The sequence below is a fragment of the Zobellia laminariae genome (genome assembly GCF_030553095.1).
GTDB lineage: Bacteria > Bacteroidota > Bacteroidia > Flavobacteriales > Flavobacteriaceae > Zobellia > Zobellia laminariae.
The window spans coordinates 3,960,738-3,982,933 of record NZ_CP130738.1 but is presented as its reverse complement, the minus strand read 5'-3'; the positions used below and the strand labels follow the sequence as shown (position 1 = coordinate 3,982,933).

General features: G+C 35.8%; 16 protein-coding genes and 3 pseudogenes. 6 read left to right on the top strand and 13 right to left on the bottom strand.

The genetic code is table 11. From position 1 onward, the window contains the following. Nucleotides 1-44: 44 nt before the first annotated feature. The 8 genes and pseudogenes from Q5W13_RS19070 to Q5W13_RS19040 all read right to left on the bottom strand — a co-directional run bounded on the left by Q5W13_RS19070 (nucleotide 45) and on the right by Q5W13_RS19040 (nucleotide 9,366). Nucleotides 45-2,348, bottom strand: a complete 2,304-nt coding sequence (locus Q5W13_RS19070) for an FdhF/YdeP family oxidoreductase (RefSeq protein ID WP_304444099.1) — start codon at nucleotides 2,346-2,348, stop codon at nucleotides 45-47. Nucleotides 2,349-2,363: 15 nt separating this feature from the next. After that, nucleotides 2,364-2,732, bottom strand: a complete 369-nt coding sequence (locus tag Q5W13_RS19065) for a DUF7009 family protein (RefSeq protein WP_304444098.1) — start codon at nucleotides 2,730-2,732, stop codon at nucleotides 2,364-2,366. Nucleotides 2,733-2,787: 55 nt separating this feature from the next. Next, a complete protein-coding gene (locus tag Q5W13_RS19060; protein WP_304444097.1) occupies nucleotides 2,788-3,573 on the bottom strand; it encodes a hypothetical protein in 786 nt (261 codons plus the stop codon). A 103-nt stretch (nucleotides 3,574-3,676) separates the two neighbouring features. Beyond that, entirely contained in the window at nucleotides 3,677-5,143 is a 1,467-nt protein-coding gene (locus Q5W13_RS19055) for a lipopolysaccharide biosynthesis protein (RefSeq protein ID WP_155596179.1), read from the bottom strand. Further along, a pseudogene (locus Q5W13_RS19050) lies at nucleotides 5,143-6,413 on the bottom strand (glycosyltransferase family 4 protein). The gene Q5W13_RS19055 and the pseudogene Q5W13_RS19050 overlap by 1 nt, the downstream one beginning before the upstream one ends. Before the next feature lie 45 nt (nucleotides 6,414-6,458). Continuing rightward, nucleotides 6,459-8,702: a YfhO family protein gene (locus tag Q5W13_RS19045; RefSeq protein ID WP_368662322.1), complete on the bottom strand. Its 2,244-nt coding sequence runs from the start codon at nucleotides 8,700-8,702 to the stop codon at nucleotides 6,459-6,461. Between the two features lie 16 nt (nucleotides 8,703-8,718). After that, nucleotides 8,719-8,913: a hypothetical protein gene (locus tag Q5W13_RS25350; protein WP_368662321.1), complete on the bottom strand. Its 195-nt coding sequence runs from the start codon at nucleotides 8,911-8,913 to the stop codon at nucleotides 8,719-8,721. A 183-nt stretch (nucleotides 8,914-9,096) separates the two neighbouring features. After that, nucleotides 9,097-9,366 carry a DUF4834 family protein gene (locus Q5W13_RS19040; RefSeq protein WP_304444096.1) on the bottom strand — a complete coding sequence of 90 codons (270 nt, stop codon included), beginning with the start codon at nucleotides 9,364-9,366 and terminating at the stop codon, nucleotides 9,097-9,099. A gap of 245 nt (nucleotides 9,367-9,611) precedes the next feature. On the opposite strand from Q5W13_RS19040, the gene Q5W13_RS19035 reads away from it, so the two are divergent. Next, the gene (locus Q5W13_RS19035) at nucleotides 9,612-10,598 is read left to right on the top strand and encodes a transporter (RefSeq protein WP_304444095.1); all 987 of its coding nucleotides are present in this window, start codon (nucleotides 9,612-9,614) and stop codon (nucleotides 10,596-10,598) included. Nucleotides 10,599-10,784: 186 nt separating this feature from the next. After that, nucleotides 10,785-11,902: pseudogene (locus Q5W13_RS19030) on the top strand (GTP cyclohydrolase). Between the two features lie 101 nt (nucleotides 11,903-12,003). Here Q5W13_RS19030 and capB read toward each other — a convergent pair. The 3 genes from capB to Q5W13_RS19015 all read right to left on the bottom strand — a co-directional run bounded on the left by capB (nucleotide 12,004) and on the right by Q5W13_RS19015 (nucleotide 16,753). After that, entirely contained in the window at nucleotides 12,004-13,263 is a 1,260-nt protein-coding gene (gene capB, locus Q5W13_RS19025; RefSeq protein ID WP_155596173.1) for a cysteate-C-fatty acyltransferase, read from the bottom strand. A 125-nt stretch (nucleotides 13,264-13,388) separates the two neighbouring features. Then, the gene (gene capA / locus Q5W13_RS19020; protein WP_155596172.1) at nucleotides 13,389-14,432 is read right to left on the bottom strand and encodes a cysteate synthase; all 1,044 of its coding nucleotides are present in this window, start codon (nucleotides 14,430-14,432) and stop codon (nucleotides 13,389-13,391) included. Between the two features lie 263 nt (nucleotides 14,433-14,695). Next, a complete protein-coding gene (locus Q5W13_RS19015; protein WP_304446550.1) occupies nucleotides 14,696-16,753 on the bottom strand; it encodes a S9 family peptidase in 2,058 nt (685 codons plus the stop codon). Between the two features lie 147 nt (nucleotides 16,754-16,900). On the opposite strand from Q5W13_RS19015, the gene Q5W13_RS19010 reads away from it, so the two are divergent. Both Q5W13_RS19010 and Q5W13_RS19005 read left to right on the top strand, forming a co-directional pair. Further along, on the top strand, nucleotides 16,901-17,227 hold the full coding sequence (locus tag Q5W13_RS19010) for a YbaB/EbfC family nucleoid-associated protein (protein WP_304444094.1): 327 nt from the start codon (nucleotides 16,901-16,903) through the stop codon (nucleotides 17,225-17,227). Nucleotides 17,228-17,267: 40 nt separating this feature from the next. Continuing rightward, the gene (locus Q5W13_RS19005; RefSeq protein WP_304444093.1) at nucleotides 17,268-17,711 is read left to right on the top strand and encodes a thioredoxin family protein; all 444 of its coding nucleotides are present in this window, start codon (nucleotides 17,268-17,270) and stop codon (nucleotides 17,709-17,711) included. Between the two features lie 55 nt (nucleotides 17,712-17,766). On the opposite strand, the gene Q5W13_RS19000 is transcribed toward Q5W13_RS19005, so the two are convergent. Beyond that, nucleotides 17,767-18,819, bottom strand: coding sequence for an OmpA family protein (locus Q5W13_RS19000; RefSeq protein ID WP_304444092.1), 1,053 nt, complete (start codon nucleotides 18,817-18,819; stop codon nucleotides 17,767-17,769). A 334-nt stretch (nucleotides 18,820-19,153) separates the two neighbouring features. On the opposite strand from Q5W13_RS19000, the gene Q5W13_RS18995 reads away from it, so the two are divergent. Then, nucleotides 19,154-19,468 (top strand): YegP family protein, encoded by a 315-nt coding sequence (locus Q5W13_RS18995; RefSeq protein WP_304444091.1) that lies wholly within the window; start codon nucleotides 19,154-19,156, stop codon nucleotides 19,466-19,468. Here the strand turns inward: Q5W13_RS18995 and Q5W13_RS18990 are convergent. Continuing rightward, nucleotides 19,463-20,485: a threonine aldolase family protein gene (locus Q5W13_RS18990; RefSeq protein WP_304444090.1), complete on the bottom strand. Its 1,023-nt coding sequence runs from the start codon at nucleotides 20,483-20,485 to the stop codon at nucleotides 19,463-19,465. The two genes, Q5W13_RS18995 and Q5W13_RS18990, sit on opposite strands and share 6 nt — an antisense overlap. A gap of 245 nt (nucleotides 20,486-20,730) precedes the next feature. On the opposite strand from Q5W13_RS18990, the pseudogene Q5W13_RS18985 reads away from it, so the two are divergent. Continuing rightward, nucleotides 20,731-22,196, top strand: a pseudogene (locus Q5W13_RS18985) (circularly permuted type 2 ATP-grasp protein).

The following is a 22,196-nucleotide window of genomic DNA, read 5'->3' as shown; positions in this document are numbered from 1 at the left end:
ATTAGATTAATCTAATGCGGGGGTTTTATTTTGTAGACTAGTTATTAACTCACCTTTTCTACTGTAACCTTAATAGATTTACTAATGGGAGTTTTACTTTTATCTGCGTACTGGTCATGCGGTACCAATACATTGGTCTCTGGATAATAGGCCGCTAAATCTCCCGCAGGAATGTTATAAGGTATAACTAAAAACTTATTTGCGGTACGCACTTTTCCGTCGTAAGTACTTGTAATATTAATAACATCCTTTTTCTTGAGGCCTTTCTTCTTCATATCCTCCGGATTCATGAACAATACGCGTCTTTCATTATAGACGCCTCTATATCTATCATCCATGCCGTAAATTGTAGTGTTGAACTGATCATGAGACCTAATGGTCATCAACATAAACTCTTCCGGTTTTAAATTATGCTCCGGTAAAGGGTTTACGGTTAATTGCGCCCTTCCGTTTGGTAGCATACTAAAATCTAAATCACGAACATTATTTGGCAGATAGTACCCAATACCTTTTGATTGCTCTTTAGTATTATCAAAACCCTTAACTACGTTATCTATGCTATCCCTAATAAGTTCATAATCTTCGCCCATGCCCTTCCAATTCACAGAATGCTTACCTCCAAAAAAAGTATTCGCCAATTCTGCAATTAGTTCTGGTTCACTTTTAATATTATCTGATGTTGGTTTTAAAAGTCCACGAGATTGTCTTACTCGTCCCATACTATCTTCCATAGTCTGGTAGCGTAGCGTACCATCTTTCATGTCTTTTTCAGAACGCCCAAAAGTGGGCAGAATCAACGCGGTCTTTCCTGTAACCAAATGAGACCGGTTCAATTTTGTACTTATTTGGACGGTCAATTCACAATTCTGCATAGATTCCGCAGTATATAGTGTATCAGAAGCTGCCATTAAAAAATTACCTCCTAAACAAACAAACACTTTTCCTTTTTCATCATGCATAGCTTTAATAGCTCCAACCACATCTAAACCTTCTTCAGTAGGAGCCTTAAACCCTAAATGCTTTTCAATTCGTTCATTAAGCTCTTCATTTACAAAATGCATAATACCTACAGAGCGATCACCTTGAACGTTACTATGTCCACGAACAGGACATGTTCCTGCGTTAGGTTTTCCTAATGACCCTTTCAACAAAAGTAAATTGAGGTACTCGCAAATAGTGGCTACACCATTCTTGTGTTGTGTTAGCCCCATGGCCCAACAAACAACTATATTTTCACTTGTTGCCAAAAGCTCAACAGTTTCATTTACTTTCTCATTACTTACCCCACTTAGATTAAGTAAAGATTCTTCGTCATAGTTTTTGAAATCTGAAATAAGTCCCGCATAACCATCAACATACTTAAGCATGAAATCATGGTCAAAAACTTTTTGTCCCTTTTCATCAAGAGCTGCAAGCCTTTTAAGAATGAGCTTCATTAAAGCTATATCTTGATTGATCCGAACTTGTAAATGTATATCCGTCAAATCCTCTCCACCACCTATTAACCCATTTAAGTGTTGCGGGTTTTTAAAATTAATTAGACCTGACTCTTCCAATGGGTTGATGCTAATTACCTTTCCGCCATTCTTCTTGCATTTTTCTAAAGCAGAAAGCATTCGTGGGTGGTTTGTACCAGGGTTTTGACCAGCAACGATAATTACATCCGCACCGTACAAATCTTCTAGTTTTACAGAACCTTTACCAATACCTAAAGTTTCAGAAAGGGCCACACCACTAGATTCGTGACACATATTAGAACAATCTGGCATATTATTCGTGCCCAGAGCTCGTGCAAACATGCCATACAAGTAAGCTGCCTCATTACTAGAGCGACCAGATGTATAAAAAATAGCGTCGTTTGGCGAATTCAATTTGTGTAATTCTATGGAAATAAGCTCATACGATTCTTCCCAAGAAATTGGCTCATAATGAACACTTCCAGGCCTAAGCACCATAGGCTCGGTAATTCTACCAAATTTATTAAGTTGGTATTCCGTAAGTTTGGAAAGCTCTTCTACCGAAAACTTTTTAAAGAAATCACGACCAATTTTATCTGTTGTAGCTTCATCTGCAACAGCTTTTGCTCCATTTTCGCAGTACTCCGCTATAGTGGATGGTTGTTCTGGATTTGGCCAAGCACAACTTGGGCAGTCAAAACCATCTTCTTGATTAAGTTCTAGAAACGCACGCATAGAACGTACAATACCCATTTCCTTAAACCCGTGGCGCAATGCCTCTTTAACTCCTAATTTTCCTGCGGCATATCTAACCGGCTCGGTAACCTTTATATTTGAAAAATCTTCAGAACCTATAACTGTTACATTTCTCAGAAAGTTTTTATCTGACATACTTAACTTCTATTTCTAGTGTTGTAATTTCGGATTGGGGTAATTCTCAGATTCATCTTCTCCCCTATCTTCCAGACATGTAAAATCCTTTTCAACTAAAAGTGACAACTTTTTTCCGTCTGTAAGAGAGATTGAATTACTGAATCCCACTTTCTTGCTATTTTCCCAGTCCTCAATGCTACCCAAAGGTAACACTATGGTCAACTTATTATCCTCAAATGTTGCTGTCATTTCTAAGACGTCTGCCTCGGTAATTAAAGCGTACGTAAATGTGCTATTGATAAATTGAGTTTCCTCTTGAATATATCCGGTTTTAAAAAGCTGGGACACTTCAGTTTTGGTAATACGCATGCGTATTGAATTACCTTTTATACGTACCTTCATTTGAAGAAAATATTGATAATGACTAGTAGAAAATAGCCCGAAATCTTAATTAAGGTTAAATATACAAGTCAATATTGAAAAAACGCTGAATATTTCTTCTTTCTTGAGTCTTACCCATACTCCTGTGCTCTTCATATAACAAAATACCCTCAGGATTTGTTATTTTAAAATAAACTTCAGGCCCGGGAATGGAAGAAATAGGTGTTTCAATACTTATCATAGGAGAGAGATAGGTCTGTTTGTAATCTATACTCTTATAATCTATTCGGAATTTGCCATCACCATTAGAAACAGCACTTCCTAGAAAATCATCTTTTATCCAATCTACATCAATAGCAGAAACAACCACGCCAGCTACCGGTGTAACTTTGTCTTCAACAGACTTTACATTTCCAATAATTGTCCAAACATCTAATTGTTTACGAACTTGGTTCCAGAATTGAAAACTAAAACAATAATTCCAGCTATATTCCTTAGTCCGATTACCGTTTCTCCAGATAGGCTTTAGCCTTCGTGCTGTAAAATGAATAGGATTGTGTATTTTTCTATAGCTCTCGTGCTTATCGGTTACAACCAAATCTATTTCAATTTCGCCATCACTGTAAGAGTCACATATATCTATAGAATAATTTCCTTCGCTATTAGTATGCCCAGACCCAAGAAGGTTCTTAGATTTATAGGCTATAATATCTGCAGATAATTTATTTAATTCACTTTTGTGATTACAAGCTACCGTAATATCACTTGTAACTTTGTAGACTTTAACCTCTACACTATCTAAAGATTCATAGAGGTCTAAATGTAGACAGGCTCTTAGATTACCTTTGATTGTGTACCCCATTTCATTTAATATTAAGCGATAATAAATCTAATGTCCTTTTAGCAAAAGGTAAGTGCAAGATTGAAAGGGGGCTTTCTTAATGAACCAGACTGTTAAGATAAAGTTATTGTTCTTTCTTTCCAAATACTTTTGAGAGGACTTGAAAAACATCTGTAGAAATCCTGAACTTATACAGAACTCCAATATAAAGGAGGGCTATCCCTAAGCTCTTAATTATAATATTAATAATAGGGTGAAATGAAAGATTCAAAAAATAAAATACAAAAGTAGTTACTACCAATAGTATTGAAATTTGAATTGTTTCCCTAGTAAAGGGAACCATATTGAATTTCATTTTCACATACATCAACTTTACGGTATTGTAAATAAAGAAAGCCGAAAAACTAGCTATGGCAGCACCATCTAAACCGTAAGCAGGAATAAGCCATATGTTTAAAAACACCGTTACAATGGCTAGAAATAAACCCATATACAAAACAGCTTTGTAGTAATCTGAGTTATATAAAATGGAATTATTATTACCAAGCAAAGCATCATATAATTTAGCCAAGCCTAACCAAACAAAAATTATATAACCATTACGGTAAGCATCTGGTAATAACTTATAGAGGTCATTTAAATTCAGGTAAATAAGAATGAACAAAAGGCCTGATATAATATAAAGAGTTAATGAGCTCTTTTGATAAAGGCGCTTAAGCCCCACTAAATCATTTTTATTTAAAAGTTCTGCTGTAAGCGGATAGGTAATTTGATGCATAGATCGAGAAGGAACAGCAACTACCAAGGCTATAAAGCTTGCTACACCATAATACGCTACATTCTCTATCTTAATAAACTGATTGATCATCACCTTATCTATTTCTAACAAGACGATGGCAACAGAACCTCCTAAAATTATCAATGCACTGTACACTAATATTTTACGTGTATTCTCAGGGAAGTCAAAAATTAACTTAGGACGATGTAACTGATATGCATAGATTTTCATAATAAGCGTCCGAAGCAAATAAGCTACCACTAAAAAGTCAAGAAACGACCGAACGTCAATAATTTCAAAATAGAGTAAAATTAAAAGGACGGTTTGAGCCACTCTCCCAAAAATCTCTTTCATGAAATTACCAAAGACAGATTTCATCTGTACCCTAGCCCAAGCATAAAACAATTCAAAGTATGCCATAGACATAGCTATTAAAAATATATGCCAGACATAATCTTTTACAATGGGATTCTCTTTAGACAAAAAGCTTCCTATAGTTTCGTTAGCCAAATAAGTTATTCCACCAATAGGAAGAATTAAAACCAAAGGCAGAAACAACATGAGTGTCAGAAAGCCATCCATAGATTTCGTGTCATTCTTGAAACTACTATAGAATTTAACCAAAGTATTAGGTACACCAAAAGCCAAAACCGGCATAAGAACAACCGAAGCAGACAAAACCACCTGAAGAAGTCCATAATATCTAGGCTCCATGAATTGCAAATACAAGACTAAGGTATTAATCGCGCCAAGACCAAAACCCAAATAGGTAATTATAGAGTTGTTCAATGACTGTTTAAATACCAATCCCATTAGAGCAATTTAGATAGTTCTTCTGTTAACGCCCTGCGGCTATATTTTTCTATAGCTATAGATTCTGAAGTTATTTTCCCTTTTTTAAAGGCTTCATACCATTCAAGAATAGTTGTCTTTAGTTCTGCTTGAGCCTCGTAATCAAAAACCTCACCTGAATTAGTGCTCTCTATTATTTGACCTGCCTCCCATCCTTTTGGGCCTACTGCCAAAATAGGGCGTTTAGCAATCATATACTCAAAGAGCTTACCTGGTATAATTCCTTTAGTTTCCTCACTATCTATTTCAACCAAAAGCAACAACTGAGACCTTTGTTGCTTGCGCTGCGCTTCAGCATGAGAACCGTAACCCAACATTTTTATATACGGACCAAGTTCGTAACGATACATTGAATCCATTACATCTTGACTAACAACACCCATAAATTCTAATTGTAAATCACCACGAAAGACCGAGTTTTCTGCTGCAATTTGTGATAGCACTTTCCATAGATTTTTTGGATTTCTTCCTGTTAGCAAAGAACCAATATGAGAGATGGTGAAACGCTCGTCTAAATTTGCATCACCTTCATAATCCGAATCGTACCCATTTGTAATAACTGAAATAGGTTGTTTTGTAATAGCCTCAAACTCAGTTTTTGTAGTATTGCTCGTTACTAGAATTCTATCGGCTTCATTTAATACCGCGTGTTCTAATTTTTTATGCTTTTTTTTTGAATTACTAGTAAGCTTTAATTCTTTATGGTAACCAATAGAAGTCCATGGATCCCTAAAGTCTGCGAACCATGTAACACCCTTGTCTTTTTTTAATTCCCTTCCTATCAGGTGCACACTGTGCGGCGGACCTGTAGTAACAATAGTGTCAATATTTTCTTTTGAAAGAATCTCCGTTAAGAATTTTACGGAAGGTTTTATCCAATATTTAAGGCATCTGGAATGAAAAAATTACCTCTTATCCATAACATCCCCTTTTCAAAGAAAGATTGGTTCTTAGTCTGAATAATACCAGAACTAATCCGTTTTGTCTTTTTTGAGGATACTAGCTTTGCTAAGCCGTAAGGTTCAAATAAAGGTTTGGAATATACAGTGATACCCTGGGGAATCTCTCTTAATAAGCTTGCATCCTCTATAGGATAATGCGGGTTTTCAGGAATATATAATACTGGCTCAATATTAAAATCACGAAGATATTTTACAAATTTCAACCACCTCTGCACACCATAGCCGCCAGCAGGAGGCCAATAATAGGTGATAATGAGGACTTTCTTCATAAGTATAAATTACAAGGTAAAAGATCGGGGAATCTTTACTTAATACTATTTAACTTCTTTCTTTTCTTGACCTTTGCTCTTCTTGGAACCGAAAAACGTAAATCCAATACCTCCCAAGACTATAAGTCCCAATAAAATAGAACTGGCCAATGTAATCTTACTTCCAATTCTAACAACTTCTGGTTCAAATTTAAACTCTATAGTATGGTCTCCACTTGGCACTTCTAAAGCACGAAGCGTATAATCTGCCTTAAAATGATTCTTTAATTTCCCGTCTATATAAGCGTTCCATCCATTATGGTAATACATTTCAGAGAAGACAACAAGACCATCGTTCTTGTTAGTGGACTTGTACGTCAAATGATTCGGTACATAATCAACCAATGAAATTGTCGCCGTTGAGTCAACTATAAAATCAAAAGCTTTTAGACTGTTTACTTTAGTGACATTAACTACGGCTTCAGTTCTGGTATTTAGCTTATCCAATGCTTGAATTTCTTCATTGGCCGAATTCACTTTAACCACATGATTTACAAACCACGCATTACCGTTTGCATTAGGATTGACTGCTGGGTAACTTTTACCTTCTTCGTCTTGCTGAACAACATACTTTACATTCAGCATATTCAAAACTCCCATATTGCCTTTATAGACATAAAAGCTAAACAAGTCTTCCAAACCTGCAGGTTTGGCTGCATGATAACCTCCAATAGATTGGTGATAGTATGATGTACGAGCTCCGTTAATACCTTCCTGTGGGTCATAAACCCTAAAGACATCTTTGTCTTTATTTATTTCTTGATCAATAGCAGTCTCTGGAAAAGGTTGTGTCATTTTTCGCTTAGCAACAAAATTATCAGCATCAACATAACGTTGCCCTACGCCTACTAAATCAAAAATAACCAAAGCGCCTATAGCTACAATTGCCAAGTTTTCTTTTAGCTTTCCTTTAATATAAAACCAAAGTGCCAAGGCAGTCAAAAATACGAAGATCATAGAACGAAGAAGATCTGAATTGTACACCGCCTTACGATCTGCCTGAATTAGAGAAACCAACTCGTCTCCATAATTCCGTTTCAGGAATTCATCACTAGGTCCTTCAAAATCAAAACCAGCTTTAAAAATAAAGAGCGCCACACTTAATCCTAATATCGTAAAAAACGATATTCTTAGTGCTTTCAATTTATCGGCTACCTGTACCGTAGATTTAAAAAGTTCTCTTAAAGCCAATATTGCCAATACCGGAGCACATAATTCTAGGATAACCTGAATAGACGAAACAGCCCTAAACTTGTCGTACAAAGGGAAGTAATCAATCATTAAATCCGTCAAGAAACTAAAGTTCTTTCCCCAAGAAAGGAACAAAGACATTAGCACGCCACCAAGAAGCCACCATTTTGCTTTTCCTTTTACTAGAATAAGGCCCAATATGAAAAGAAAGAAAATAATAGCACCAATGTAAGCAGGACCAGATGTTCCCGGCTGATCAGCCCAATATAAAGGTAAGCCACTAGAAAAATTAAGGGCTTGACTTCTGGATACACCTTGATCAATAAGAAAGTCGTAACTTTTTGAGTTTTCGCCTAAATTCTCACTGTTAGAACCACCAAACAAACGTGGTACAAAGAGATTCAAAGATTCCGTAATACCATAACTCCACTGGGTGATATATGATTTATCTAATCCCCCTGTATTTTCTTTTACTGTTCCATCTGGGTTAATGGTCAATTCAGATTTTCCGCGAGTACTCCAATCCGCATATTCTTTTGTAGCCATAAGACTGGTTGCATTTGCAGCTATACCTAATAAAACGGCTACTAATAAAAGACCAACAGAACTAAAATAGTGCTTTAGTTTTTCTGTTCTGATAGCATCTACTAAGTAGACTACACCTAAAATCAAGACCAAAAGCATAAAGTAATATGTCATCTGGTAATGATTAGCCCTAATTTCTAATGCCATAGATATAGCAGTCAGAATAAAACCCCAAAGATATTTCTTCCGAAAAACCAGAACTATACCACCAAGAAGCATAGGCAAATACCCTAAGGCATGTGCTTTAGCATTGTGCCCTACTCCAAGGATGATAATGAGATAGGTTGAAAAACCAAAAGCCAGTGCGCCTATGATAGCCAACCTATAATCTACTTTTAAACAGCAAAGTAATATGTAAAAACCAATGAAATATAGAAATAGATAATCTGCTGGCCTAGGTAGAAACCTGATAAGATTATCTAACTTTTTGACGTAGTCATGTGGGTAATAAGCGCCTAACTGATAAGTGGGCATACCGCCAAAGGCACTATTAGTCCAGTAGGGCTCTTCGCCTGTTTTTTTTTCTAAAATCGTTTTGTTCCTTGGCCATACCGGTAAACTGAACAATATCCGATTGTTCTATTACTTTGCCCTGAAGGACTGGGTAGAAATAAGCCAAAGCGGCAATCACAAAGAAAACGGTAACAAAAAAATGTACGAAGAAGGCCTTCAATCCTTTTTGCATAATGGGATATATCGATTGATTCGGCTAAAATAATGAAGTTATCTCTACTATGGAATTTGTTTTGACCTTAACTTAAGAGATAGCAGTTAGTTTTAAAATATATACATCCATTCCAAAGCTTTTTAGAGAGCCGAAAAAGATGTATTCTTAAATTTTTAAAATGATTTGACTGAAGCAGATATATTAATCGATTTCTTCAAAATCGATATAATCGCCCACCTTTTTATTTGAAGAGTTCTTTCTAGATGGTTTCTTGTCAATTATAACCTCTCCTGCCTGATCCGTTTGAGCTTGCCCATAACCTTGCTGTGCAAAATCACCGAATTTTTCGCTGAAGTGCTCTTGAGTTTTACGCGCGGCATAACCAAAAATTTTAGGGGCAAACATCTTTACCAATATTTTAAAAAGGTAATAGACCAATAAAATTATAAAGATTGTCTTTAAAAATGCCATATTTTTTTCAAAATGATTATATCAAAAATACAAATCTAGCGTTGTAATACCTGTGTAGAAGTGCTAAAATATTATTAAAGTCCGCTTTATTGATGTGTTTTGTCTATTCCATAATGGATTTACATTACCTAAATAGCAGTAATAACAATCGTTAGCTATTTTAAAAACGCCTTATTTTGAACATTGGTATTTGGACTACACAAAAAAGAACAAGCCTGAATTAATTAATCAAGCGCCAAGAAAAAATGAAAAATTATCTATTGACCCTGATTTTTGCCCTTCCATTTATAGGGACATCACAGTATACAGACGTTATCAATTCTAACCGCCCTGGCCTATCCGTTAGCGCATATGCTGTTGGTAGAAATGTACTACAAGTAGAAGCCGGCGTTCTATATGAGCAAAGAGACCATACCCTTTTAAATACGAAAAGTAATATCTGGGGATCTGACATATCATTACGTTACGGATTACTTTTTGAGCGGCTAGAGCTTAATTATGAAGGAACATTTGTAAATCAAAACATTACTTATACCAGTTTAGACGTAACTGAAAACTTAACCGATTTTTCAAGAAATCGCGTAGGTCTTAAATATTTACTATATGATCGTTTTAAAAATCCAGAACGAAATAAACCTAATTTATATAGCTGGAAAGCAAATTACGGTTTCAAGTTCAAAAACCTAATTCCATCGGTTTCGCTTTATGGCGGAGCTACCTTTAACTTAGGCGACAACCCTTTTTACGTTGGTGACCCCACCGTATCATATCGTGGTATGGTTATTACCCAAAGTAGATTAACGCCTCGTTTTGTCCTCATTACCAATATTGCCTATGATCGTATAACCACAGATTATCCTGAGTTAAGTTATTTAGTTTCTTTTTCGCATGCTTTCCGCAATCCAAAATGGAGTGCTTTTGTTGAAAACCAGGGCATTCAAAGTGATCGCTATTCAGATGTATTAATTCGTGGTGGTGTGGCGCATTTATTAACGGATGACCTTCAAGTAGATTTCAACCTTGGTGCTAGTTTCAAGAATACTCCTTCTAGAATTTTTATAACTGCTGGTGGCTCGTACCGTTTTGATTTCCATAAAGACAAATTAAAGGCGATAGATGAGCAAGGTGCTGGTGAGAATGGCGAACCTATCAAAAAGAACGCCATGAAAAAGAAGGAAAAAAAGAGGGTAAAAAGGAGAAAAACAGAAGTGGAGCAGAAGATATTGACTTAGGCCCGTCTAAGAAACAGTTGAAAAAACTTAAGAAAGAAGAGAGAAAGAAGAAGAAAAATAAAGAACGAGGTAGCGGAGCTATTGATTTCTAAGTGAAATTTACTTTTTCTTTATTGATAAAATTAAGTTTCATAATTTTATTCTAACCCTATTTATTCCTAATATTGGCTTTACAAAAAAAAATGTATGGTCACCCTTAAAGAAGCGATTTCAAAAGCCGAGCTAAAAGAGTTCGTCAAATTTCCGTTTTCGCTTTATAAAGATTCTCCTTATTGGGTACCACCCTTAATTGAAGATGAATTATCTTCTTTTGACAGAGATGAAAATCCTGCATTTAAAAATGCAAGCGCCTTATTTCTTTCTTGCCTATAAAGACAGTAAGCTTGTTGGTAGGGTCGTTGCAATTATCAATCATTTAGAAGTAGATGACCAAAACGTAAAAAAAATGCGGTTTGGCTGGTTCGATTTTATTGATGATACCGAAGTTTCAGAAACTCTTCTAAATAAAGTTGCCGAAATAGGGGCTGAACACAATTTAGAGTTTATGGAAGGGCCAGTAGGCTTTTCTAACTTAGACAAGGTTGGTGTGCTCACAGATGGATTTGACCAATAAAGCATGGTAACATGGTACAATGACGCGTATTACATTAATCATTATGAACGTCTAGGCTTTGTAAAGGAAAAGGGATATGTTGAAAACAAGTTTCCTGCAAAAAATGCGGATCCTGCGTTATTCACAAAATTAAACGGACTTGTAAAACGCCGTTATGGCCTCCGCGAAATTAATTTTAAGAAAACCAGTGAAGTTCTACCACTAGTAGATCAGATGTTTGACCTTTTTAATCAAACCTATTCTAAACTCTCTTCTTTTGTTCCTATTACAGATGTTCAGAAAGAATATTTCAAGAAGAAATATATTACATTCATAAATCCCGAGTATATTAAATTCATTGTAGATAAGGAAGACAGCTTAATAGCTTTTGCTATAGTTATGCCTTCATTCTCCAATGCTTTACAGAAGGCCAAAGGAAAGTTATTCCCATTTGGTTTCCTGCACCTACTACGAGCAAAAAAATACAATAAAGACGTTGTGTTCTACCTTATAGGCATTCACCCTGAATATCAAAACAAAGGTGTTACTGCTATATATTTTCAATGAATACTACAAAACGTTTAATAAGAGAGGTATTGAAATGTGTTACCGTACACCGGAATTGGAAGATAATATTGCCATTCGGCAAATGTGGAAACATTTTGACCCGAAAATATATAAACGACGTTGTACTTATAAAAAGAGCTTATAATTTACAAGGGCCTTCTACCCTATTCCATTTAAAACATACTAAACAAAAAAAGGCCTCACTATACAGTAAGGCCTTTTTTAATATTATCGATTAGGTAAATATTACTCACCCATTGCCGCAGCTACTGCAGCAGATAATCTTTTATATGTACCATTTTCCAAACGATCTCTAATTGCTGAGAACGCTTCTAATGTTTCCTCTATATCTTGCATAGTGTGTGTAGCGGTAGGAATCATACGAAGGAGAATTAGCCCCTTAGGTATAACAGGGTAAACTACTATAGAGCAGAATATACCATAATTTTCCCGTAAGTCTTTCACAAGAGCCATGGCTTCTGGAATACTTCCGTTAAGGTAAACTGGAGTAACACATGTATTTGTATTTCCTATGTTGAAACCTTTACTCTTAAGTCCGTTTTGAAGAGCATCTACATTCTCCCACAACTTAGCTTTAAGCTCAGGCATGGTACGCAACATATCTAATCTCTTTAATGCTCCCTTTACATAAATCATAGGTAATGATTTAGCGAACATTTGCGAACGTAAATTATATTTTAAATAATCTATAATTTCTTTATCAGCAGCTAAGAATGCACCGATACCTGCCATAGACTTTGCAAAAGTTGCAAAATACACATCAATATCATCTTGTACATCTTGTTCTTCACCTGTACCTGCACCAGTTTTTCCTAAGGTTCCAAAACCGTGAGCATCATCTACAAATAAACGGAAAGTATATTTCTTCTTTAAAGCAACAATCTCTCTTAACTTACCTTGCTCACCACGCATACCAAAAACACCCTCGGAAATAACTAATATACCTCCACCGGTCTGTTCTGCCATTTTAGTGGCGCGCTCTAAGTTTTTCTCTAAGCTTTCAATATCATTGTGCTTAAAAGTAAAACGCTTACCCATGTGCAACCTAACGCCATCAATAATACAAGCGTGAGCATCTACATCATAAACAATAATATCATCCTTAGAAACAAGCGCGTCTATAGCAGACACCATACCTTGGTAACCAAAGTTCAACAAATAAGCAGATTCCTTCTTAACGAATGCAGCTAATTCTTGTTCTAGCTGTTCGTGAAAATCAGTGTGACCACTCATCATTCTTGCCCCCATCGGGTAGGCAGAACCATATTCAGCAGCGGTTTCACCGTCTACTTTCTTAACTTCAGGAAGATTGGCCAGACCCAAATAGTCATTGATACTCCAGGTAATTACCTCTTTCCCCTGAAACTTCATTCTATTAGAAATTGGTCCCTCTAACTTAGGAAAAACGAAATATCCCTCCGCCTGTGAAGCCCATTTTCCTAATGGCCCCTTGTTCTCTAAAATTCTGTCAAATAAATCTCGCATTTAGGTGTACTTTGGATTTTAGTGCAAAAGTAAGATTTTAAGAGCAACATTCATAAAATATTATTCTCTAACAAAAAAGCAATGACCTTACGGCCATTGCTTTCCAACTTTTACAAACTTGTATGTTATTCTTTAATGTATTGTACTTTTTGAGTTTCGCTAACAGTATTGGTATCGAAGAAACCTTGATCTTCCATCCATTGGTCACTATACACTTTACTCATATATCGCGAGCCGTGATCCGGAAATATAACGACTACGTTATCTTTTGGACCAAACTCTCCTTCTTCATTCAACTGTTTTAGAGCCTGCATTACCGCACCACTGGTGTATCCTGCAAAAATACCTTCGGTCTTTGCTATTTCACGTGCAGTATGTGCACTTTCAGAATCGGTTACTTTGACAAACTTGTCTATAACATCAAAATCTGTAGCTCCTGGAATTAGATTTTTACCAAGACCCTCTATTCTATATGGATAAATCTCATTAGAATCAAACTCTCTTGTTTCATGATATTTCTTCAATACGGAACCAAAAGCATCTACTCCAATAACTTTAACTTTTGGATTTTGTTCTTTTAAGTACTTAGCCGTACCTGAAATAGTACCACCAGTTCCACTACATGCTACAAAATGCGTAATCTGACCACCAGTTTGCTCCCATATTTCCGGACCAGTGCTCTGGTAATGGGCCTCCATATTCAACTCATTAAAATATTGGTTGATATAGATAGAACCACTAGTTTCTTTATGCAAGCGTTTTGCAACTTCATAATATGAACGCGGGTCATCTGCACTTACGTGAGCTGGGCAAACATATACCGTGGCTCCCATAGTACGTAACATATCAATCTTATCTTTCGATGATTTTGAACTAACAGCCAAAATACACTTATAACCTTTTATAATACTCACCATAGCAATACTAAACCCTGTATTACCAGAAGTCGTTTCTATAATGGTGCTACCTTCGGTTAAAAGACCTTTACGCTCTGCCTCCTCTATGATATGTACCGCAATACGATCTTTTGAAGAGTGGCCAGGATTAAAAGATTCTACTTTGGCAAAAAAGTTACCTGCAAAGCCTTCTGTTATTCTCTTTAATTTTACTAGTGGAGTGTTTCCTACGAGTTCTAGGATATTGTTGTATGCCTTAATTTTGTTTTCCATAAAGGATGTCTGGTTATGAGAACTTTTTATATACTGAAAAGTTTCCACAAAATTGTTGGGACAAAATTACTATTTTTTTTGAATATGCCATTTTATCCATGAAAATACATCCAAAAAATGAAGATATTTTTGGTTTTATGCTATTTTGTTAACATTTAGTTAGCATATTAGCTATAATCTAGCCAATTTCTAAGCCATAAAACCACTCCTTTTTTCAGACAAGTTTGTGTTAGTTAAGATAATTAACTTATAAATTAATTTTTCTACTCAATTTTACCTTCTAAATCCAAAATAAACGCATACTCTTTAGCCACCTCTTTCAATGCCTCAAAACGGCCTGAAGCTCCACCGTGTCCTGCATCCATATTAATATCCATCATCAACAAGTTTTTATCGGATTTCATCTCTCGCAATTTCGCTACCCACTTGGCAGGTTCAAAATATTGTACTTGAGAATCATGAAGCCCGGTAGTAACTAATAAATTAGGATATTCCTGAGCAACTACTTGGTCATAAGGCGAATATGACTTCATATACTCGTAGTACGTTTTTTCATTTGGATTTCCCCATTCATCATATTCTCCTGTTGTTAAAGGAATAGAATCATCTAACATAGTCGTAACCACATCAACAAATGGAACGGCTGCAATTACACCATTATATAACTGGGGAGCCATGTTAATGACTGCTCCCATAAGAAGACCACCGGCTGAACCACCCATTGCATATAAATGATCGGCAGAAGTATAACCTTCATCTATTAAATATTGGGAACAGTCTACAAAATCTGTAAAAGTGTTCTTTTTCTTTAATAATTTACCATCTTCATACCAAGGCCTACCCAGATACTCCCCTCCTCTAATATGAGCTATTACGTAAACAAAACCTCTATCTAACAAACTTAAACGTACAGTAGAAAAAGAAGGGTCTATTGTGTTTCCGTACGACCCATAAGCATATTGAAGTATAGGCGTTGTTTTGCTCAATGGAGTGTCCTTATGATAAACGATGGACATAGGCACCTTTACCCCATCGCGGGCAGTGGCCCAAATACGTTCTTCTTTGTAATTATCTTTATCAAACTTCCCTCCTAGTACTTCTTGTTCTTTTTTGACTTCTTTCTCCTTGGTTCGCATGTTGAAATCGATAATCGAAGTTGGGGTAGTCATGGAATTGTAACCATAACGAAGAATCTCTGTATCAAAATCAGGGTTACGGCCTACGCCTGCAGTGTATGTTTCACTTTCAAAAGGTAGATAGTAAGAATTAGTGCCATCCCATCTATTAATCTGAACCTTGTTTAATCCGTTTGTGCGCTCTGATATTACATAGTAATCTTTAAAAATATCTATATCTTCCAAGAGAACATCTTCACGATGCGGTATAAATTCTTTCCAGTTATCCGAAGAGGTATTATTCTCATCGGTTTTCATTAATTTAAAATTGGTTGCACCATCTTTGTTGGTAAGAACATAAAAATGATCACCATAATGAGACATACCATATTCAACACCTCTTTCGCGAGGTGAAAACATTTTCAACTCCCCGTCAGGATTATCGGTCCTTAAAAACTGAAATTCGGAAGTAAGCGTACTATAAGAACCTATAATAATATATTTCTTGGATTTTGATTTGTACACATATGTTCCAAACGTATCATCTTTCTCATGAAAAACCAATTGATCTTCCGCTTCAGTAGTACCAAATTTGTGCTTTAAAATTTGGTCCGAACGTAAAGTAACTTCATCCTTTTTAGTGTAAAAAAGAGTTTTATTATCATCAGCCCAAACTGCTCCACCCGTTGTATTTTCTATCCTATCTGCATAAATCTCCCCTGTCTCAAGATTTTTTATTCTTATAACGTACTGACGTCTAGAAACGGTATCTACCCCAAAAGCCGCAAACTTATTATCTGGGCTAATAGCTAAACCTCCAATGCTGAAATACTCATGACCTTCAGCCATTTCATTTCCATCAAACATGATTTCTTCAGGAGCTTCTAGGTTGTCTTTTTTCCGAGCGTAAATAGGATACTCTTTACCTATTTCATACCTAGTTATATACCAATAGCCATTTTGTTTATACGGTACCGAGGTATCATCTTCTTTAATGCGAGATTTCATCTCATCAAAAAGTTCTGTTTGAAACTTTTTGGTGTGGCCGGTTAAAGATTCATAATAACTTTTCTCTGCCTCGAGGTATGAAATAACCTCTGGGTTCTCTTTATCGTTCAACCAATAGTAATTATCCACCCTAACATCTCCATGCTTTTCTAAGTTATGTGGAATCTTTTTAGCTATCGGTGCTTTTTCTTCAATCATATTCTTTTGTTGACTTTGTACTAAGAGCACAAATGTAAGGCTTAACCCAAGAACGATTTTCTTTTTTTTAGACAAGCTCATAGTTGATGTTTTTCAGACACAATTTAGTAATTTCGCATAGTAGTTCAACTTATAAAAACACAAATTATGTTCGGAGATATGATGGGTATGATGGGAAAACTTAAAGAAACCCAACAAAAAGTAGAGGCCACAAAGAAACGCTTAGACACAGTAACTCTAGAAGAATCTTCTTCCGAAGATTTAGTAAAGGTGGTTATTACCGCCAATAGAGAAGTTAAACAGATTATAATTGATGATAGTTTACTGGAAGATAAAGAACAATTAGAAAATTTTCTAATTATGACCGTAAATAAAGCCATTGCAAAGGCAACTCAAGTAAATGAAGCGGAACTAGGTGCTGTGGCCAAAGAAGGGATGCCCAATATTCCAGGAATGGACTCGTTATTTAAATAGTGGCAAGCTATTTGCTTTTGATTACTAAATAATACTACAGATGAAACTATTACTTTTTCTCATATTACCGCTTTGTTTAATTGGTCAAACCGATACTACTAGTAGTGTTGACTGGCTTAAAAACTACGACAAGGCTATTAAAGTGTCAAAAAAAGAAAATAAGAATGTTCTAGTTTATTTTACTGGTAGCGATTGGTGCCCACCATGTAAAAAGCTTAAACACGACCTTTTTGAGACAGATGAGTTCTCTGAATTATCAAAAAGCTATGTCTTATTATATGTAGACATTCCTAGAAATAAGGATTTGCTGAGTGATAAGCAATGGGATCACAATCAAGAGATATTAAAAAAGCTTAATAAAAAAGGAGTCTTTCCTTTATTAACTGTAGTAGACGGGAAAGGAAAAGCACTAGATGAATATTCTGGTTATGGTATGACCGGAGAAATTGGTTATCATTTAAACTTTCTCAAGAAAAATAAGTAATTAAAAAAGGGCCCTAGAAAGGGCCCTTTTTTTTTTACGTCTATTCAGAAATAGATTAGTTATTAATCAATCTGAATTCTGTTCTTCTGTTTACTGAATGCTCTCTCGCAGTACAAGAAACACCATCCTTACATCTGTTCTTAAGTTTTGTTTCACCGTAACCGTTAGCTACTAAAAGACTAGAGTTAATGCCTTTAGAAATTAAGTATTGAGCTACTGCTTTTGCTCTTCTTTCCGATAAATCTTGGTTAGAAGAAGCACTACCTTGAGAATCTGTATGAGAAGCTAATTCTACTTTAGCACCTTCATTCTGAGCCAATACAGGTAATAAACGAGTATCAATGATAGTTTTAGCTTGTGCTGTTAAAGTAGCACTACCAGAGTCCCAGTTTATTGGAAGCGCTTGGTAAGTAACTAATTCACACTCTACTTCTTTCCAAGTAGTTAATCCACCTTTTTCTTTTAAAACCTCTTTTGTATAAGATTTAGTAATTGGAGCAACCGCTTCTTCTACAGCGTATGCATCCTTATCTAATACGGTTCTTGTAATTTCTTCATAAACTGCAGGAACTACTTCCTCAACAACTTTAGCTGGAGAAACAAGTATTCTTTTAGTATATGTACCAGTTTTTTGAGGAATAGCAGTTTTACTTGTTGAAGCACTGTTAGCAAGGGTTGCCGTTTCTATAGTCTGAAACTCTGCAGGGTATCCTTTATAACACCAGTATCTACAATCGTCTGGATTACCTGAATCACAATCTGGAGCCGATGCACCCAACTCCCACTGAGCATATGCAGGCTTTACCTCTATAGTCTGAGAAGCACTACCAAAACTAGCTGGGCTAACACTCAAAGAGTTTCCTCCCTCCTTAGATACATAGCTAACCTTTTCAGACCCCCATTCTTCTGGAATAATTCTTAATTTTTTACTTTCTTCTTTTACTAAAACACGCTCTGTAACGGTTTTATAAGTTGCAGGTACAGTTTTTAAAACTTTATAACCGGGCTTTACTGTAATAGTCACGGTCTCGTTTACGTAAACGTCAGGCGTAGTACAACGTACATAGCACTTTCCGGGTTCGGGGTTCGCTGGCAAGTCTTGAGCCATACTAAATGAAGCCGTAAGAACGGCTAAGGAAAAAAAGAAGCTTCTTCATAAGATAGTTAATGTTTAATGTTAATGTATAGTTGGATTAAAGTTAATGCTTTAATATATATTTAACAAGTCGTTTCCTGTTAAGTATTAAAATCATCGATGAAATACACTTTTTTTTATTAGAATTGAACCGTTCATCGATACTAGCATAGAACAGCATACTCATCAAATTATTGTGATATTCTTAATTTTAACATAAGTAAAATCCACAATCCTTATAATACCTAAAGCAGATAATCCTGAAATTATCACTCTTATTTTGTATCTTTTACCTAAAAAATAACCTGTGATAGAAATAGTTAACACACCCAGTAACGGGCATCGATTTCAAATTAAATCTAAAAGTGATTCTATCTTACTTACAAGTGAAGAATTTCATAGTAAGACTGATTTGGATACTGCGCTTTCTAAATTGAATACGCTTCAAATCAATAGAGGAAATTTTGAACGCAAGACCAACCATCAGGGTAAATTTCTATTTAATTTAAAAGATGGCAATGGTTCACTTATAGGTACCAGCCAGCTCTACGATTCCGAAGCAGGAATGGAGAATGGCATTAAAAATTTACATAATCGTCTAACTGACTTGAAAAAGCTATAACTTTTTTAATATTTTCAAAAGCTTTTCATGCATTGTATTGGTATAATCCAAATGGGTAACGATACGGAGTTTCCCCTGCCCCATACCTATAATAAGGATGTCGTGCTCTTTTAGTTTTTCTACGAAAATATCTCCGGTCATGACATTTTCGTCAATTTCGAAAATTATGATATTGGTTTCAATAGGTTCAACACGCTTTATATAGGATAGATTTTGTAACACCTCCCCTATCTCTCGTGCTTTTTTATGATCTTCCGCCAAACGCTCCACATGATAATCAAGCGCATAAATACCTGCCGCGGCAAGAAAACCTGCCTGACGCATTCCTCCTCCAAATATTTTACGAATACGAAGTGCTTTCTCCATTAGCTCTTTGCTACCCACCAAAACAGAACCTACCGGGCAACCCAGACCTTTACTTAAACAAATACTAATAGTATCAAACAACTCCCCATAAGCTAAGGGATTTTCGTTTTTTTGAACCAAGGCATTCCACAAACGAGCACCATCAAGATGGTAGGCCAAATTATGTTTTTTACAGACCTCTTTTATCTTCTTTAGTTCTTCTATGTCCCAACAGGCACCACCTCCTTTATTTGTAGTATTTTCTATACAAACTAATGACGTTAATGGACTGTGATAAAAATCTGGTGGATTAATAGCCGCCTCTACTTGCTCTGCCGTAACCATTCCCCTATGCCCATCTATCAATTTACATGACACCCCACTATTAAAACTGACGCCTCCACCTTCATAATTATAAACATGTGCATATTTATCACAAATTAATTGGTCACCCGGTTGTGTATGTAACTTTATACCTGTCTGGTTTGCCATAGTTCCAGAAGGAAAAAAAAGGGCTGCTTCCTTACCGAACATTTTAGCCACTTTTTCTTCAAGAGCATTTACCGTCGGGTCCGCTTTAAACACGTCATCCCCCACTTTTGCAGACATCATGGCCGCTAACATTTCTTGGGTAGGTTTAGTTACTGTATCACTTATAAGATTAATCTGCATGTAATAATTTTTAATAATTGAACTATAAAAGCTCAGGTTAAACTAGATAACATAGACTATATCAATTACATATCATAAATGACCAATTACACACAAAACAGGGCAATTTTTCTCTTTTTGACAAGAAATATGACAAACAACCTCCGTTTTTTTTACATAAATGGTAAATTAATATTTCGATTATTATGTAATTCTTTCTATTCAGGATATTGAAAATTTATACCTTAAGTACAAACAAATATACTATGGTAAACTTAGAAAATCAGATTTTTTCATCCTACCAAAGAAACCCCGTTTTATTCGACGAAATCTTTGATCAAGAAGGGCAAGTAAAAGAAGTATATTCTAAACTATTTGAGCTCTACGGCGGACACTCTATTAGTGAATATGTTAATCTAAACGAAAAGGCAAAATCGTCGTTCTTCAACCAAGGAATTACTTTTCAAGTATATGATAAAAAGAAAACCAAGGAGAAGATTTTTCCATTTGATCTTTTCCCTAGAATAATCCCGCCGGAAGAATGGGAAATAATTGAATCTGGGTGCATCCAAAGAAGTAAGGCTTTAAACCTTTTTTTATGGGATATTTACCATGATAAAAATATTATAAAAGAGGGTATAGTTCCCATGGACCTCATAAGCTCCTCTGCTAACTATTTGGATCAAATGGTAAATTTAGATCCTCCTGGAGGTATTTATAACCATATTTCAGGTACTGATGTAATCAAACATAGTGATGGTCAATATTATGTGCTTGAAGATAATATAAGATGCCCAAGCGGCGTAAGTTATGTTATCTGTAATCGTACTGCCTTGAAAAGAGCCCTATTTGGCGTATTTGACCATTACAAAACTTATTCTGTCACTAATTATGCCGAAAACCTTCTGGACTTACTTGAAACCGTTAAACCCAAAGGTGTAGACGTGCCTAACGTTGTAGTTATTACTCATAGGCATGTACAATTCTGCTTTTTATGAGCATTCTTATTTAGCAAAAACTATGGGAGTTGAACTCGTGGAAGGTAGAGATCTTTTTGTAGAAAACGATTTTGTCTATATGAAAACTATTAAAGGCCCTCAGAAGGTTGATGTTATATACCGTAGGGTAGATGATGCATTTATAGATCCATTAGAATTCAATCCAGATTCTGTCCTTGGCGTGCTAAGGCCTTTTTGCCGCTTACAAAAAAGGTAATGTAACCTTGGCTAATGCACCAGGTACCGGTGTTGCAGATGATAAGGCCATCTATACTTACATGCCGGAAATAATTAAGTATTACCTAAACGAGGAGCCTATTTTAAACAATGTAAAAACGTACCACTGCAGCAGACCCAAAGAACTGAGGTATGTTCTCAACAATATAAAAAATTTGGTTATTAAACCTGTAGATGAAGCAGGCGGTTATGGTATATCTATTGGAAACCGATTAAGTGATAAAGAAATTGAAGTGGTAAAGGCCGAGATACTTTTGAGCCCCAGAAAATATGTAGCCCAACCAATCATGTCTCTTTCTGTACACCCTACATATATAGATGAAACCGAATCTTTTGAACAACGCCATGTTGACCTTAGAGTTTTTACGGTATTAGGAAAAGATAAAGAATTTGTTCTAAAAGGTGGATTAACGAGAGTAGCCCTAAAAAGAGGGAACTTGATTGTAAACTCTTCTCAAGGTGGTGGGTCTAAAGACACTTGGGTATTAAAAACCTAG

Coding starts and splice junctions, on each gene's coding strand:
- Q5W13_RS19070 (WP_304444099.1), bottom strand. CDS start 2,348: ATGTCAGATAAAAACTTTCTGAGAAATGTAACAGTTATAGGTTCTGAA.
- Q5W13_RS19065 (WP_304444098.1), bottom strand. CDS start 2,732: ATGAAGGTACGTATAAAAGGTAATTCAATACGCATGCGTATTACCAAA.
- Q5W13_RS19060 (WP_304444097.1), bottom strand. CDS start 3,573: ATGGGGTACACAATCAAAGGTAATCTAAGAGCCTGTCTACATTTAGAC.
- Q5W13_RS19055 (WP_155596179.1), bottom strand. CDS start 5,143: ATGGGATTGGTATTTAAACAGTCATTGAACAACTCTATAATTACCTAT.
- Q5W13_RS19045 (WP_368662322.1), bottom strand. CDS start 8,702: ATGCCCACTTATCAGTTAGGCGCTTATTACCCACATGACTACGTCAAA.
- Q5W13_RS25350 (WP_368662321.1), bottom strand. CDS start 8,913: ATGCAAAAAGGATTGAAGGCCTTCTTCGTACATTTTTTTGTTACCGTT.
- Q5W13_RS19040 (WP_304444096.1), bottom strand. CDS start 9,366: ATGGCATTTTTAAAGACAATCTTTATAATTTTATTGGTCTATTACCTT.
- Q5W13_RS19035 (WP_304444095.1), top strand. CDS start 9,612: ATGAAAAATTATCTATTGACCCTGATTTTTGCCCTTCCATTTATAGGG.
- capB (WP_155596173.1), bottom strand. CDS start 13,263: ATGCGAGATTTATTTGACAGAATTTTAGAGAACAAGGGGCCATTAGGA.
- capA (WP_155596172.1), bottom strand. CDS start 14,432: ATGGAAAACAAAATTAAGGCATACAACAATATCCTAGAACTCGTAGGA.
- Q5W13_RS19015 (WP_304446550.1), bottom strand. CDS start 16,753: ATGATTGAAGAAAAAGCACCGATAGCTAAAAAGATTCCACATAACTTA.
- Q5W13_RS19010 (WP_304444094.1), top strand. CDS start 16,901: ATGTTCGGAGATATGATGGGTATGATGGGAAAACTTAAAGAAACCCAA.
- Q5W13_RS19005 (WP_304444093.1), top strand. CDS start 17,268: ATGAAACTATTACTTTTTCTCATATTACCGCTTTGTTTAATTGGTCAA.
- Q5W13_RS19000 (WP_304444092.1), bottom strand. CDS start 18,819: ATGGCTCAAGACTTGCCAGCGAACCCCGAACCCGGAAAGTGCTATGTA.
- Q5W13_RS18990 (WP_304444090.1), bottom strand. CDS start 20,485: ATGCAGATTAATCTTATAAGTGATACAGTAACTAAACCTACCCAAGAA.